The sequence below is a fragment of the Luteimicrobium xylanilyticum genome (genome assembly GCF_009429125.1).
In the GTDB taxonomy this organism is placed as follows: domain Bacteria; phylum Actinomycetota; class Actinomycetes; order Actinomycetales; family Cellulomonadaceae; genus Luteimicrobium; species Luteimicrobium xylanilyticum.
Window position 1 is genome coordinate 1473101 of sequence record NZ_CP045529.1, and the last position, 13992, is coordinate 1487092.

The window sequence follows — 13992 nt, forward strand, 5'->3', positions numbered from 1 at the left end:
TGTCATGCTGCCCGGTGACCCCGCCAGGAAGGAGCGTGGATGTCGGGCACCGACCCCACCACCCCGCACCCGACCGAGACCGCCGCGCCTGTGCCCCCGCCACCGGCGCCGCCGGTCGCCGTGCCGCCGGCACGGCGGACCGCGCCGGCCGTGCCCGTCGGCGGGTCGGCGCAGGCCGCCCCCGACGACGCCCCCACGAGCCTCATGCCGGCGCTCGCGACGCGGCCCCCGTCGTCGACCCAGGACCGGGCCGACGCCACCCGCGTGGCGGCCCCGCTGCGGCCCGTCCCTGGTGACCCGGACCCGACCAGCCACCTGGCGCCGACGCCGAGCACCGCGCCGGCCGCCGCCCCGGTCCCCACCCGGACGCCGTCGTACTCGGCACGCCGTGCGCCCGCGACGCCGCCCGCCGGCCCATATGGAGGGCTGTACGCGGACCCGCTGGGCGTCCAGGGCGGGACCGTGCCGCCACCGGACGAGCAGCCCGACGCCGAGGCGACCCGGGTCGCCGGGCCGCTCCCCGTCCCCCCGGCCCCGGCCGCGGCGACGCAGCCTCCGGCACCTCCGACCGCGGCGACGCAGCCTCCGGCCCCTCCGGCCGCGGAGCCGCAGCCGGCGCTCGCCGCGGCTCCCCGCACGCCCCCGGCCCGCGCCACGGCCACGACCCGCCGCGCCGAGCCGCGCGTGGTCGTCCTCGGCGGTGTCGTCGGGGTGCTCGTGGTGGTCGCGGTGGTCCTGGGCTTCACCCTGTTCGGCGGTTCCGGCTCACCGGCGGCGACGCCCTCGGCGGCCGCGACGTCGGACACGGGCAAGAACACCGAGCCGGTCGTCACCGAGCGGTTCGCGGCGCCCAGCCGCAACATCACGTGCTCGATGACCGCGACCGAGGCCAGGTGCGCGATCGCCGAGCTCGCGAAGAAGCCGGCGCCCGTCGACGGGTGCGACGGCACGGTCGGCTACGTCGTCACGCTCAACGCCGAGGGCAAGGTCGACACCCCGTGCGTCGCGCCCTCGGACCAGCCGAAGGCGGCGTCGTCCGGGACCGAGCCGCTGGCCTACGGCAAGTCCGTCCGCATGGGCAAGCTCGTCTGCTCGAGCTCGGAGACCGGGGTGGAGTGCCGCTCCAAGGGGACGGGCGGCGGCTTCACGATCGCGCGGGCCGGCATCAGGACGCTCTGACCGCGCGGACGCGGCCCTGACGCACGATGCGGGACCCGGCGGCGTGGCCGGGTCCCGCATCGTGCGTCCTGACGGCGGCTACCAGATCCGCACGCGGTCCGCGGGGTCGAGGTAGAGCGCATCCCCGGGCACGACGTCGAACGCCTCGTAGAACTCGCCCACGTTCCGCACGACCCCGTTGCAGCGGAACTCGTCGGGGGAGTGCGGGTCCATCGACAGGCGGCGGCGGACCTCCTCGTCGCGTCCCTTGGTGCGCCACACCTGCGCCCACCCGAGGAAGACGCGCTGGAGTGCGGTGAACCCGTCGATCGTGGGCGCGCCGGCAGCGTCGTCGAGGTCGCCGTCGGGCTGTCCGGTGACCGCGATCCGGTACGCCGTGATCGCGATCGACAGGCCGCCGAGGTCGCCGATGTTCTCGCCGATCGTGAGGCCGCCGTTGACGTGCGGCCCGTCGGGTCCGAGCTGCTGCGGCACGAAGGCGTCGTACTGGGCTATCAGCGCCGACGTCCGCTTCTCGAACTCGACCCGGTCCTCGTCGGTCCACCAGCTCTCGAGCCGGCCCGCACCGTCGTACTTGGAGCCCTGGTCGTCGAACCCGTGCCCGATCTCGTGCCCGATCACGGCGCCGATGCCGCCGTAGTTGACGGCGTCGTCGGCATCGGGGTCGAAGAACGGCGGGCGCAGGATCGCTGCCGGGAACACGATCTCGTTCATGCCCGGGTTGTAGTAGGCGTTGACCGTCTGCGGGGTCATGAACCACTCGTCGCGGTCGATCGGCTTCCCGATCTTGTGCAGCTCGCGGTCCTGCTCGAAGGCGTGCGCCCGGCGGACGTTCCCGACGAGGTCGTCCCGCTCGACGACGAGCGACGAGTAGTCGCGCCACCGCGCCGGGTAGCCGATCTTCGGGGTGAACGCGTCGAGCTTCGCGAGGGCCTTGGTGCGGGTCTCCTCGCTCATCCAGTCGAGCCCGGAGATCGACGCGCGGTACGCCTCGACGAGGTTCCCGACGAGGGCGTCCATGCGGGCCTTGTGCGCCGGCGGGAAGTGCCGCTCGACGTAGACCTTGCCGACGGCCTCGCCGAGGGCCCCCTGGACGACCGTGACGCCGCGCTTCCAGCGGTCGCGGACCTGCTCGGTGCCCTGCAGGACCCGGCCGTAGAACGAGAAGTTCTCCTGGACGAACGCGTCCGACAGGTAGGGCGCGCGAGCCGAGGCGACGTGGAACGCCGCCCACAGCTTCCAGTCCTCGAGCGGGGCGTCCTGCCACACCGTGGCGAAGCCCTCGAGGAAGCTGGGCTCCCGGACGACGAGCCGGTCGAACGCCCCTGGCGGGACCTCGAGCGCGCGAGCCCAGGCGTCCCAGTCGAAGTCCCCGGCGGTCCGCGCGAGCTCGGCCCAGGTCGTCGCGTTGTACGTGAGGTCGGCGTCACGGTCCTTGACGACGTCCCAGTGGTGGGACGCGAGCGACGTCTCGAGCGCCACGACGCGCGCGCCGGCGTCGGCCTGCGCGTCGGCGTCCGCGTCCGGGCCCAGCCACCCGGCGAGTGCCAGCAGGCGCCCGACGTGCGCCGCGTACTGCGCGCGGATCTCCGCGTACTGCTCCTCGCGGTAGTAGGCCTCGTCCGGCAGGCCGAGGCCGGACTGCGTGAGGTGGACGACGTAGCGCTCGGGGTCCTTGGCGTCGTTGTCGACGAAGAACGCGACGGCCGACAGGGCGCCCGTGCGCTGGAGCGCGCCGAGCGCCCCCGTGAGCTCGGCCTGGGTCGTCGCCTCGGCCACGAGGTCGAGGTCGGTGCGCAGCGGGGTGGCTCCGAGGCCCTCGACGGTCTCGGTGTCCATGAACGCGGCGAACAGGTCGCCGACCTTGCGCTCCTCGTCCGAACCGGCCCGGTCGGCCCGGGCGGCGGCGTCCTGGATGATCTCCCGGACCTGCTCCTCGGCCTCGTCGAAGAGGCGGCGGAAGGTGCCGTCCATCGCGCGGTCGGCCGGGATCCGGTGGGAGGCGATCCAAGGCCCGTTGACGTGGCGGTAGAGGTCGTCCTGGGGTCGGGTGGCGGGGTCCAGCCCGTCGAGCTCGATGCCCGACGGCGCCGCGCCCGCGGCGGGGGAGGTGTCGGTCGTCATGCGCACACGCTATGCCACGGTCGTCCCGGGGGCGGGCGCCCCCGGACGTACCGGGTCCGGGTGCGGCATGATGAGGGCATGCGCGTCCACATCGCCTCCGACCACGCCGGATACGAGCTCAAGTCCTACCTCGTCGCCCACCTGCAGGCCTCGGGCCACGACGTGGTGGATCACGGGGCCCACGGGTACGACCGCGAGGACGACTATCCGTCGTTCTGCATCGAGGCCGGCGAGGCCGTGGTCGCCGACCCGGGGAGCCTCGGCGTCGTGATCGGTGGGTCGGGCAACGGGGAGCAGATCGCTGCGAACAAGGTCACGGGCGTGCGTGCGGCCCTGGCCTGGAACACCGCGACGGCCGAGCTCGGCCGTCAGCACAACGACGCGAACGTCATCGCCGTGGGGGCCCGCCAGCACACCGTGGAGGACGCCACGGGCTTCGTCGACACGTTCCTCGCGACCCCGTTCTCGGGCGACGAGCGTCACGCGCGCCGGATCGGTCAGCTCGCCGACTACGAGGCGTCCCGCTGACGGCGCGCGGCTGACCCGGCCGGACCGACCGTGCCCGAGGGCCATACCGTCCACCGGCTCGCGCGCGCCCTCACGGACCTGTTCGCGGGGCAGCGGCTGACCGTGACGAGTCCGCAGGGTCGGTTCTCGAGCGGCGCTGCTCGGCTCGACGGCCGGGTGCTCGCGGGCGCGAGCGCGTGGGGCAAGCAGCTTTTCGTGGACTTCGTGCCCGCCTCGGGCGTCGGCGCCGAACCCGAGCACGAGCCCGACGACGTCCGCACGCTCCGTGTCCACCTGGGGCTCTACGGGGCGTGGACGTTCGCGGGGGACGGGAGCGCCGTCGTCGTGCACGCGATCGGGGCGCCGCGCCGCAGGATCGGGGAGACCGAGACGGTGCCCGTCGCGGCGGACGACGCGCCCGCCCCTCTGCCGCGGGGCGAGGGGTCGCCCGCGTCGGCGTCGGGCCCCGAGGGCGACGTGGCGCTCGAGCCCGTCGCCGACGAGCCCGTCGCGGACTGGCAGCCTCCCGCACCGCGGGGAGCCGTGCGGGTGCGCCTGCGCGGCGTCCACGCGGTCGCCGACCTGACGGCACCCACGACGTGCGAGGTCCTCACGCCCGCCGAGGCTCGCGCCGTCGTCGAGCGTCTGGGCCCCGACCCGATCCGCTGGGGCGACGCCGTCCGCGCGGGCGCCGAGCCGGACCCGCACGACGACCCGCAGCGGTTCGTCGACGCCGTGCGCCGGTCGCGTACGCCCGTCGGCACGCGGCTCATGGACCAGGCCGTGGTCGCGGGAGTCGGCAACATCTACCGTGCCGAGGTGCTGTTCCGGGCACGCCTCGACCCCTTCCGGCCAGGCACGTCGGTGCCGGCCGAGGACCTGCGGGCCGTGTGGGACGACCTGGCCGGGCTCATGCTCGACGGCGTCCGGACCGGCGCGATCGTCACGACCCTCCCCGAGGACCGGGTCCCGGGCGGCACGACCGGGCGCCACCGGGTCCGGCAGAACAGCGACGCCGTGCCGGGCGCGGTCCCGTCGGACGCGTCGTTCTACGTCTACCACCGCGACGGGCTGCCGTGCCGCGTGTGCGGGAACCCGGTGCTCGTCCGCGAGGTCGCGGGCCGCAACCTCTACTGGTGCGCGACCTGCCAGCGTTGACGACGGCGTCGGCGGGACGGCGGGCTCGGCGCGCCGCGGAAAGGCCGTGCGCGGGCCACCGTCGTCTGCCAGAGTCGACGCCATGCCCCACCGCTCCGCACGCGCGCCCCTGCCCGACGGCTACGACTTCCGGCAGCTGACCGCGGACGACCTGCGCGACGTCCTGACCCTCGACGCCTGGGCCTTCCCCACCGGCAAGGACGTCGAGGCGCTCGCGGCCGAGCCGTCACCGCTGAGCTGGGACCGCGCCGTCGGCGTGGTCGCGGAGTCCGACGACTCGGATGCCGTGCCCGTGGACGGTGCTGTCCCCGTGCGCACCGAGCTCGTCGGGATGCACGCGTCGTACCCGTTCACCCGGTTCCCCGTGCCCGGCGGCGTCGCCCCCGTCTCGGGGCTCACCTGGGTGGGCGTGCACCCCGCGCACCGGCGGCGCGGCATCCTCACCGCGATGATCGACGAGCACTTCCGCCGCTCGCTCCGGCGCCGCGAGCCCGTCTCGGCGCTCTTCGCGGCCGAGGCGGCGATCTACGGGCGGTTCGGCTACGGCAAGGCCGCGGACGACCTGCGCGTGACGATCCCGCGCGGTGCCGCCCTCCGCGACGTCCCCGGGGCGTCCGAGCACACCGTCCGCATCGAGACGAGCGACTTCGACCGGCACGCCGCGCTCGTCGAGGACCTGCACGAGCGCGCCGGCGCCGACGTCGGCGGCTCGGGACTGAACCGGCCGGGGTGGGTCGGGCGCGAGACGCCCGAGCTGCAGCGCTACTTCTGGGCCGACACGCCGCTGCGCCGCGACGGCCGCGAGCCCGAGCGCATCGTGATCGTCGAGCGCGACGGAGAGCCGCGCGGGTACACGACGTTCCGTCGCAAGCTCGACTGGGAGCTCCAGGGGCCGCGCGGCCACGTGAGCGGGGGAGAGGTGGTCGCGCTCGACGCCGCCGCCGCCCGAGCGCTGTGGGACGTCCTGCTCGACCTCGACCTGACCGACGACGTCCACCCCTTCATGATCCCGACCGACGACGTCGTCGCGCAGTGGCTCGTCGACCGGCGCAAGGCGACCCCGACGGCGTTCGACAACCTGTGGATCCGGGTCCTCGACGTCCCCACGGCGCTCGCCGCCCGCCAGTACGCGGCCGACGTGGACGTCGTCCTCGGCGTGCACGACGCGCGGCTCGCGGGCAACAGCGGGAGCTGGCGGCTGCGTGCCCGCGCGTTCACCGGGGGTGCAGAGGTCGTGCGCACGGACGAGCCGGCCGACGTGACGCTCGACGTGCGCGAGCTCGGCGCCGCGTACCTGGGGGGCGAGACGCTGGTCGCGTTGGCCGCGGCCGGGCTCGTCGCCGGACACCGGCCGGGGGCGCTCGCCCACGCGTCTGCGGCGTTCGCGTGGCCCGTCGCGCCGTGCTCGAGCTGGGTCTTCTGATCATGCGCGACTACGACGACCTCGTCTCGGAGGCCGCGGCCGCCGACGTCGACGGGTGGGACTTCTCGTGGCTCGCCGGCCGCGCCACGGAGGAGCGCCCGTCGTGGGGATACGCGAGCCGTCTCGGGGCTGCGCTGCGCGGGGCCCGGTCGGCCCTCGACCTCCAGACGGGCGGCGGCGAGGTCCTCGCGACGGCGGCACGCTTTCCGCAGGTCATGGTCGCCACCGAGGGCTGGCCGCCCAACGCGGCCCGCGCGACGGCACTGCTGCACCCGCTCGGCTGCGCCGTCGTGACCGTCGACGACGGCGCGCCGCTCCCGTTCGCCGACGGTGCCTTCGAGCTCGTCACCAGCCGTCACCCGGTCGCGCCGCCGTGGGCCGAGATCGCGCGCGTGCTCGCACCGGGCGGCCGGTACCTGGCGCAGCACGTCGGGCCCGCGAGCGCCTTCGAGCTCATCGAGGTGTTCCTCGGCCCGCTCGGTGAGGACCATCGGCGCGGCCGTGACCCCTTCGCGGAGGCCGCCGAGGCGCGCGCCGCCGGGCTCGAGGTCACCGAGCTGCGGACCGAGCGGCTCAGGATCGAGATCGCCGACGTCGGCGCGGTCGTGTACCTGCTGCGCAAGCTCGTGTGGTGGGTGCCCGGGTTCACCGTCGAGCGCTACGCCGCGGAGCTCCGCGCGCTCGACGCCCGGATCCGCCACGACGGGCCGTTCGTCGCGCACTCGAGCCGCACGCTCGTGGTCGCCGTCCGGGCCTAGGCTGCCCGCGTGGACGACGCCTACCTCGACGCGGTGCTCTCGGTCGTCGAACGGGTCCCGGCCGGCCGCGCGACGACGTACGGGCTGATCGCCGAGTACCTGCGCGACCACTCCGACCCCGACCTGGGTGTCCGGGACCGCGGGGGCCCGCGTCAGGTCGGGACCGTCCTGGCCCGGGCGGGCAGCGGCGTGCCCTGGTGGCGCGTCGTCGATGCGACCGGACGCCCGCCCGTGCGGCACCGTGTCCGCGCCCTCGACGAGCTCCGTGCCGAGGGGTGCCCGCTCACCGCCGACGGCGCCCGAGTCCGCCTGCGTGACGCCGTCTGGCTGCCGGACTGAGCGAGGATCAGGTGAGCTTGCGCGCGCGCCCGGCGAGCGTCCCGAAGACCGCCTGCCCGCCGGACACGCCGAGCAGCACGACGAGCGGCACCCGCCAGGACCCGGTGGCGTCGTGCAGCGCACCGAACGCGATCGGCCCTGCGGCAGCGAGCAGGTAGCCCACGGACTGTGCCATGCCGGACAGGCTCGCGGCCTGGTGGTGGTCGGTCGTGCGCAGGCCGAAGAGCGAGAGCGCGAGGACGATGCACAGGCCGCCCGCGACGCCGGCGACGCAGGCCCACGCGGCCGCCGCACCGGGCGCGCCCAGCATGCCGGCGACGGCCGCCGCGAACAGGAGCGGACCGGCGAGGCCGAGGGGCCGCTGGTCGGGCACGCGGTGAAGCAGGGCGGAGCAGCAGAGGCTGCCGACGATGCCGCAGCCGTTGAGGAGCAGCAGGTGGACCCCCGCGGCGGACGCACCGACGCCATGGTCGTGCTCCACCGATGGCAGCCACGTGATGAGCACGTAGAACGTCACGGACTGCAGACCCATGAACAGCGTCACCTGCCAGCCGAGGGCTGTTCTCCACGGCGTGCGGGCCGAGCGCGTCCCGGCGGCATCGGGCAGGATCTCGGGCGCGGTGTCGTCGAGGGCCTGGGCGTCCTCTGCTGCGGCGACGACGCTCGGCCGGCTCGGCTGGGGCAGGACGAACGCCAGGGCCACGACCGCTAGCCCGGCCCAGATCCCGAGTGCGAGGCGCCATCCGGACGTGGCGGCCCCAGCGACGGGGACGGCGAGGCCGGCAGCGAGCGCTGCGAAGCTGGCCTGGACGGCGGAGTAGGCGCCCGTGAGCGTGCCGATGCGCGTCGGGTGGTCACGCTTGACGACGGCGGGGAGAACGACGTTGAGGACTGCGATCGCGACGCCGAGGAGGACGGTGCCCACCCACAGCAGCCCGGGCCCCGGCACCGACCGAAGGACGATGCCGGCCGCCAGGAGCGCGAGGGCGCCGGCGAGCGCGCGCTCGAGCCCGAGCCTGCGCGCGAGCGCCGGTGTGACCGGTGAGACGACCGCGAACGCGACCAGGGGCAGGCTGATGAGCGCCGAGCCCGCGGCCGACGAGAGCCGCAGGTCGCGCTGCACGTCGTCGAGCACCGGCCCGACCGTGGTGATGGAGGCGCGGAGGTTGGCCGCGACGAGGAGGACCCCGACGAGGGCGAGCCAGCCGCGGGGTGCGCGGGCGACAGCGGTCGGCCGGTTCATCGAGTCCCTCCCGCGACCGGGCCGTGGGCTGCGTCGGCTCGGCCGGCCAGCGTCTCTGCCAGCCCGATCATGGTCTCGACGGCGTCGGCTGCTCGCTCGGGGTCTCGCGCCTTGATCGCCGTGACCACGGCGGCGTGCGCGTCGTCCAGCGGCCGGGTGGTGACGCGATAGGTGGTGAACTCCGCGTCGAGAGGGGTCGTCCGGAGCAGGCTGTCCTCTACCCCGCCGGTGCCGCGGTGCAGCTCCCCGAGCAGCAGGTTGCCGCTCGCGTCGAGGAGCCGGTGGTGGAAGTCGAGGTCCGCGGCTGCGTAGCTCGCGCCCGTGCCTGCGGCCTCGCGGGCGGCGAGGGCGTCGTCGAGCGCCCCGAGGTGCTCCGCCGTCGCGCGGGTAGCGGCCAGGCGGGCGGCCTCGCGCTCGAGCACGAGCCTCACCTCGGCGACGTCGGCTGCTCGGGCGTGCTCGAGCTCCCGGTGCAGGGCTGGTGCGAGCTCGCTGGTCGCGGTGACGTAGGTGCCGTCCCCGGCTCGGGCGCGCAGGAGGCCGGCGTGGACGAGCGAGCGCAGTGCTTCTCGGACGCTGTTGCGGCTCACGCCGAGCTCGTCGGTCAGCCGTGCCTCGGTCGGGATCCGTGAGCCGACCGGGAACTCGCCGTCGGCGATCCGGTGGCGGAGCTGGTCGGCGACCTGGGTCGACAGAGGAACGTTGGGCAAGACCTGGGGCATGGGTGCCACTCTAGGCTAAGAGCCATTTGTAGGACAATAGGCGAGCTGAGCGGAGGGAGAGGCCGCGGGGCGGCCTCCGGTCTCAGCGCTCGAGCAGCCCGAGCGTCGCTGCCACGCCGACGACGGTCCGGACGGCGTCGGCGTCGGCCTGGAGGAGCATCGTCGTGACGGCGCTGGCCTCCCAGCGCGGCAGCTCGGCGGCGATCTTCTCCGCCGGCCCGACGAGCGCGACGTCCTCGACGAGGGCGGTCGGGACGGCCTTGGCGGCCTCGTCCTTGCGGCCGGCCAGGTACAGGTCCTGGATCTCGTCGCAGGCGTCGGAGTACCCGAGCATGTCCACGGCGTTGCGGTGGAAGTTGGCGCCCTTGGCGCCCATCCCGCCCACGTAGAGCGCGATCCACGGGCGGAGGCGGTCGGCGGCCCGCTCGACGTCGTCGTCGACGCTGACCGGGACGCTCGCGGCGACCTCGAACCGCTCGGCCGGGGCGAGCTCGGGGGAGCGGGACGCGAACCCGTCGGCGAGGAAGCCGCGGAACATCGCGTCGAGGCGGGGCGCGTAGAAGACCGGGAGCCAGCCGTCGCAGATCTCGGCCGCGAGCGCGATGTTCTTGGGCCCCTCGGCGGCGAGGAGGATCGGCAGGTCGGCTCGCAGCGGGTGGACGGTCGGGCGCAACGGCTTGCCGAGCCCGGTGCCGCCCCGTTCCTCGGCCAGCGGGAGCTGGAAGAACTCGCCGTCGATCGTCACCGGGGCGCCGCGGCGCAGCACCTGGCGCACGATCTCGACGTACTCGCGCGTGCGGGCGAGAGGGCGCCGGTAGGGCTGCCCGTACCAGCCCTCGACGACCTGCGGGCCGGACGCGCCGAGCCCGAGGACGAAGCGCCCGCCCGAGAGGTGGTCGAGCGTGAGCGCCTGCATCGCGGTGGCGGTCGGGGTGCGCGCCGACATCTGCGCGATCGCGGTGCCGAGCCGGAGGTGGCGAGTCTGCGAACCCCACCATGCGAGGGGGGTGAACGCGTCGGACCCGTACGCCTCCGCGGTCCAGACCGAGTCGATGCCGAGCCGGTCGGCCTCGAGGATCGCCTCCTGCGCGCCCGCGGGCGGCCCCGCGGACCAGTAGCCGGTGGTGATGCCGAAGCGCATGGGGACTCCTCCGCGTCGAGGTGGGTGCGCAGGCCGCGCAACTTCCTGAGACCGTCCGTCTCAGATACTTCGGCACTCTACCGTGCCGCCCGCGCCCGTTCCGCCATCGTGTTGAGCAGCGCGGCTGCGTCGGCCGCGTCGTCGACCGTGACCACGAGCCGACGTCCGCCGGTGCGCGTGACCTCGAGGGCCTCGCCCGCCCGCACGACGATGCCCGTCCGGCCTTCGCGCCCGAGCCGCCAGCCGTAGCCGCCGAAGTCACGGGTCGGGCTGACCTGCACGACGTCGGCGCGCTCGACCTCGTCCGCGGGCACCGTCGTGCGGGGCCACCCGAACACGGACCGGACGGTGAGCCCGCTCGCCGACACGCGGACGTGGAACGCGCCCATCGACAGCAGCAGCACGAGGAGGAGGACGGCGACGGCGAGCAGGAACCAGAGCTGCGAGGCGACGGCGACCGCGACGACGACGATCGTCGACCCCAGGACGACGGCGGGCAGCGCCCGGCCCGTGGCCCGTCCGACCCAGGCGGCGCGTTCGTCGGGGCGCAGCGCCGTCCGCCGTGCGTCGGCCGCGACGGCGGTGGTTGCCGGCAGCGGCGGGTCCGGATGCACGAGGAGCGCGGCCGCCGCGGCCGGGAGCAACGGCAGCAGCACCGCCAGGAGGACGACGCCGCCGACCGACCCGGCCTCGTGCGCGTCGGCGAGGCCGCGCTGCTGGTCGAGCATCCCGACGAGGGTCAGCGAGACCAGGCCGGCCAGCCAGATCGTCGTCGACGCCATGATGCGGCGCGTCGAGGCCGCGCGTCCCCAGAACCAGGTGATCGCGGAGAACACCACGACGCAGAGGGCGCCCACGCCGAGCCCGACCGCAATCGCGCCGCCGAGCGACGAGAACCCGTCGGGGCCGCCGCTCCCGCTCCAGTGCGTCGCGACCGGGTCGGGGAGCTCGTCGGCCCAGGATGCGGCGACGAGCGCCGCGGCGACCAGGAGGGCGAGCGCGATGCCGCCGCTCCAGAGCGCCGTCGCGCGGGCGTGGCGGCGCCAGCCCCCCGGAGCGGGTGCCTCTGGACGGAGGTTCGGTGCCGGAAACCGGTCGGGCCGTGGGGTCGTCGTCATCGCTGGAACGCCTCCTGGACGAGAGTCGTGGTGGTGGTGGCGGACAGGTGGGCGGAGCGGGCGGCACGCACGAGCGCCGCGACGGCGTCCTGCACAGCGTCGAGCTCGGCCGGCGGTCGTCCTGCGACGACCGCGCCGCGCCCGCGACGGAGCTCGACGAGCCCTTCGTCACGCAGCTCCTGGTACGCGTGCAGGACGGTGTGCATGTTGACGTCGAGCGCCTCGGCGAGCTCCCGCGCGGCGGGCAGGCGCTCGCCGGGCCGGAGCCCGCCGCGCAGCATCGCGAGCCGTGCCTGGGCGGCGAGCTGCGCGAACAGGGGTTCGCCGCTCGTGACGTCGAGTCGGAAGATCACAGCGCCACTCTAGTAGTTCTATGACTACTAGAACAAGTGGGAGGCGGGCGAGTCTCGCGCACGGCTGTGTCGGCCGCGGCGACGAACAGGATCAGACGACGAACAGGATCAGATCACGTACTCGATCAGCTGCGACGGATCCTCGACGGACTGCGGGTGGCGCGCCGGGGGCTGCGGCAGGCGGATCGTCGCGGGCACGCCGACGGCCACGGCACCCGGTGGCACGTCCTTGACGACGACCGCGTTCGCGCCCACCTGGGCGTCGTCGCCGACCCAGATGGGGCCGAGCACCTTGGCGCCCGCACCGACCGTGACCCGGTCGCCGATCGTCGGGTGGCGCTTGCCCTTGGTCATCGAGCGACCGCCGAGGGTCGTGCCGTGGAAGAGGAGGACGTCGTCGCCGACGACCGTGGTCTCGCCGACGACGACGCCCATGCCGTGGTCGATGAACAGGCGCCGGCCGATCGTCGCGCCGGGGTGGATCTCGATGCCCGTGACGAAACGGGCGAGCTGGGAGACGAGGCGTGCGGGCAGGCGCAACGCGGGGTTGCGCCACATGGTGTGCGCGACCCGGTACGCCCACACGGCGTGCACGCCGGGGTACGCCAGGGCCACCTCCAGCAGGGAGCGCGCCGCGGGGTCGCGCTGGCGCGCCACCTCGAGGTCCTCGCGGACGGTGGACCAGACGCTGCGCAGACGGCTCACGCGACTCCTTCCCGAGGGGGCGACGTCACGGCCGCCCGCGCGCTTCCTGGCGGGTGCCCCGCCGTCGTCGGCGGGGCCCGCCGCGCGCGTCGAGGCCCCCGCCCCCTGCAGGGGCGGGACGGGGCGCGACGCGCGCGGCAGGACACCGGTCATGGCGGGCTCAGTCCAGCAGGTCCGAGTAGAGCACCGTCGACAGGTAGCGCTCGCCGAAGTCGGGGACGATCGTCACGATGAGCTTGCCCTTGTTCTCGGGCCGCTTCGCGACCTGCAGGGCCGCCTCGATCGCCGCACCGGACGAGATGCCCACGAGGAGGCCCTCCTCCTTGGCGGCCGCGCGCGCGGTGGCGACAGCGGTGTCCGCGTCGATGTCGACGACCTCGTCGTAGATCTCCGTGTTGAGGATCTCGGGGACGAAGTTCGCGCCGAGGCCCTGGATCTTGTGCGGGCCGGGCTGGCCGCCCGTGAGGATCGGCGACTCGGCCGGCTCGACTGCGACGATCTTGACCTCGGGCTTGCGCTCCTTGAGGACCTCGCCCACGCCGGTGACGGTGCCGCCCGTGCCGATCCCGGCCACGACGATGTCGACCTCGCCGTCGGTGTCGGCCCAGATCTCCTCGGCCGTCGTCTTGCGGTGGATGGCCGGGTTGGCCTCGTTCGCGAACTGGCGGGCCAGGATCGCCCCGGGGCGCTCCGCGGCGATCTGCTCGGCGCGGGCCACCGCACCCTTCATCCCCTCGGCCCCGGGAGTCAGCACGAGCTCGGCACCGTAGGCGCGCAGGAGCGCCCGGCGCTCCTTCGACATCGTCTCCGGCATGGTGAGCACGACGTTGTAGCCGCGGGCCGCGCCGACCCACGCGAGCGCGATGCCCGTGTTGCCCGACGTGCCCTCGACGATCGTCCCGCCCGGCTGGAGCTCGCCCGACGCCTCGGCGGCGTCGATGATCGAGACGCCGATGCGGTCCTTGACCGAGTTCGCCGGGTTGTAGAACTCGAGCTTGACGACGACGGTCGCCTCGAGGCCCTCGGTGAGCTTGTTGAGACGCACGAGCGGCGTGTTGCCGATGAGCTTCGTCGCGTCCTCGTAGATGCGTGCCATGTGTTCCTCTTCGGTGGGCTGGCCCGTGACAGGGCGGGGTGGGGTCAGGTGCCCGGGGTGTGCCGGGTGGCCCGCACAGGCAGCACGAGAGGCCGCCGGCAGGCGTGGGGGAGAAGAGCGTTGACG

The 13992-nt window shown here is 74.7% G+C and carries 14 protein-coding genes; 6 read left to right on the forward strand and 8 right to left on the reverse strand.

Annotation, left to right across the window (positions count from 1 at the left end; translation table 11 throughout):
- Nucleotides 1-39 precede the first annotated feature (39 nt).
- Nucleotides 40-1179, forward strand: a complete 1140-nt coding sequence (locus tag KDY119_RS06420; protein WP_153022085.1) for a hypothetical protein — start codon at nt 40-42, stop codon at nt 1177-1179.
- A 78-nt stretch (nt 1180-1257) separates the two neighbouring features.
- Here KDY119_RS06420 and KDY119_RS06425 read toward each other — a convergent pair whose 3' ends face one another.
- Nucleotides 1258-3303, reverse strand: a complete 2046-nt coding sequence (locus KDY119_RS06425; protein ID WP_153022086.1) for a M13 family metallopeptidase — start codon at nt 3301-3303, stop codon at nt 1258-1260.
- 78 nt (nt 3304-3381) lie between these two features.
- Between KDY119_RS06425 and KDY119_RS06430 the strand changes: the two genes are divergently transcribed.
- The 5 genes from KDY119_RS06430 to KDY119_RS06450 all read left to right on the forward strand — a co-directional run bounded on the left by KDY119_RS06430 (nt 3382) and on the right by KDY119_RS06450 (nt 7488).
- Nucleotides 3382-3831: a ribose-5-phosphate isomerase gene (locus KDY119_RS06430; protein ID WP_036951695.1), complete on the forward strand. Its 450-nt coding sequence runs from the start codon at nt 3382-3384 to the stop codon at nt 3829-3831.
- A gap of 30 nt (nt 3832-3861) precedes the next feature.
- Complete coding sequence (locus tag KDY119_RS06435) at nt 3862-4968, forward strand: Fpg/Nei family DNA glycosylase (RefSeq protein ID WP_036951693.1); 1107 nt, start codon at nt 3862-3864, stop codon at nt 4966-4968.
- 82 nt (nt 4969-5050) lie between these two features.
- A complete protein-coding gene (locus tag KDY119_RS06440; protein ID WP_036951691.1) occupies nt 5051-6391 on the forward strand; it encodes a GNAT family N-acetyltransferase in 1341 nt (446 codons plus the stop codon).
- A gap of 2 nt (nt 6392-6393) precedes the next feature.
- A complete protein-coding gene (locus KDY119_RS06445) occupies nt 6394-7149 on the forward strand; it encodes a class I SAM-dependent methyltransferase (RefSeq protein ID WP_051136761.1) in 756 nt (251 codons plus the stop codon).
- Nucleotides 7150-7158: 9 nt separating this feature from the next.
- The gene (locus tag KDY119_RS06450; protein ID WP_036951689.1) at nt 7159-7488 is read left to right on the forward strand and encodes an MGMT family protein; all 330 of its coding nucleotides are present in this window, start codon (nt 7159-7161) and stop codon (nt 7486-7488) included.
- 7 nt (nt 7489-7495) lie between these two features.
- On the opposite strand, the gene KDY119_RS06455 is transcribed toward KDY119_RS06450, so the two are convergent.
- The 7 genes from KDY119_RS06455 to cysK form a co-directional block, all read right to left on the reverse strand.
- The gene (locus tag KDY119_RS06455; protein WP_036951687.1) at nt 7496-8731 is read right to left on the reverse strand and encodes a CynX/NimT family MFS transporter; all 1236 of its coding nucleotides are present in this window, start codon (nt 8729-8731) and stop codon (nt 7496-7498) included.
- Nucleotides 8728-9453 carry a FadR/GntR family transcriptional regulator gene (locus KDY119_RS06460; protein WP_051136668.1) on the reverse strand — a complete coding sequence of 242 codons (726 nt, stop codon included), beginning with the start codon at nt 9451-9453 and terminating at the stop codon, nt 8728-8730. The genes KDY119_RS06455 and KDY119_RS06460 overlap by 4 nt, the downstream gene beginning before the upstream one ends.
- An 82-nt stretch (nt 9454-9535) precedes the next feature.
- Nucleotides 9536-10594: an LLM class F420-dependent oxidoreductase gene (locus KDY119_RS06465; protein WP_036951684.1), complete on the reverse strand. Its 1059-nt coding sequence runs from the start codon at nt 10592-10594 to the stop codon at nt 9536-9538.
- A 77-nt stretch (nt 10595-10671) separates the two neighbouring features.
- Nucleotides 10672-11712, reverse strand: a complete 1041-nt coding sequence (locus KDY119_RS06470; protein ID WP_153022087.1) for a DUF1648 domain-containing protein — start codon at nt 11710-11712, stop codon at nt 10672-10674.
- The gene (locus KDY119_RS06475; protein WP_036951682.1) at nt 11709-12065 is read right to left on the reverse strand and encodes a GntR family transcriptional regulator; all 357 of its coding nucleotides are present in this window, start codon (nt 12063-12065) and stop codon (nt 11709-11711) included. The genes KDY119_RS06470 and KDY119_RS06475 overlap by 4 nt, the downstream gene beginning before the upstream one ends.
- Nucleotides 12066-12173: 108 nt before the next feature.
- Nucleotides 12174-12770, reverse strand: a complete 597-nt coding sequence (gene epsC, locus KDY119_RS06480; protein WP_036951680.1) for a serine O-acetyltransferase EpsC — start codon at nt 12768-12770, stop codon at nt 12174-12176.
- 160 nt (nt 12771-12930) lie between these two features.
- Complete coding sequence (gene cysK / locus KDY119_RS06485; protein WP_036951677.1) at nt 12931-13866, reverse strand: cysteine synthase A; 936 nt, start codon at nt 13864-13866, stop codon at nt 12931-12933.
- Nucleotides 13867-13992 lie beyond the last annotated feature (126 nt).